This window comes from Ochrobactrum sp. BTU2, assembly GCF_024539785.1.
Taxonomy (GTDB): Bacteria; Pseudomonadota; Alphaproteobacteria; order Rhizobiales; family Rhizobiaceae; genus Brucella; species Brucella anthropi.
This window is the reverse complement of record NZ_JAHWRG010000093.1, coordinates 1-736: the sequence shown is the minus strand read 5'-3', so window position 1 is coordinate 736 and position 736 is coordinate 1. Positions and strand designations below refer to the sequence as shown.

Here is a 736-nt window from a genome sequence, read left to right as displayed (position 1 = left end):
GCGCCACATGTCAGTGGCGGCTTGTCGTAACTCACGATGATCGGCGGCATTGAATTGGTTTCGGGGGAAATAATTTAGGTTGTAGATCGGATCATGTATCGACGTGAAATTTTGCACATGTCGCGCCGATTTAAAGCGCTTCATAACCCGCTCTCGTCGTCGGATCGGCTGATGCGAATTCTCTGCCCGATTGTTCAAACCCTTATGCTGGCGATGATCGCAAACGCTAAGTCCCATCGTTCGTTTGGCAGCGCCATATGATCGTAGTTTATCGGTGACCATGATCCGGGGTGCACAGCCCTGTGCAGAGAGAAGCTTGCGCATGAAGCGCTTGGCGGCCTTGGTATTACGGCGTTTCTGGACCAGAACATCCAAAACAAAACCATCCTGATCAACTGCTCGCCAAAGAATGTGATGCTCACTTTTGATAGATATTCCACATTCATCCAGGTGCCATTTATCGCCAAGCCGCGGTGTGCGGCGACGGATATTACTGGCATAAGCACGTGCGAATTTCTCCGCCCATTCGTACACGGTCTTATATGTGACGAAGATGCCACGATAAGCCAGCATGTCTTCAACCATGCGAAAGCTTAGCGGAAAGCGGAAATACAACCACACCGCCTCTGCAATAATCTCAGATGGATAACGATGGCGGCGGTAAAGCGAAGAACGAGGTTCGGTCATCACCCGTTATCGCAACTGATGTTTACACTTAGGTTAAGGTAACAGTGCC

At 50.1% G+C, this 736-nt stretch carries 1 protein-coding gene; it reads right to left on the bottom strand.

Annotated features, from left to right (window positions below):
* On the bottom strand, window positions 1-687 hold a 687-nt coding region (locus tag KWJ32_RS28165), incomplete at its 3' end, for an IS6 family transposase (protein ID WP_256886630.1).
* Window positions 688-736 lie beyond the last annotated feature (49 nt).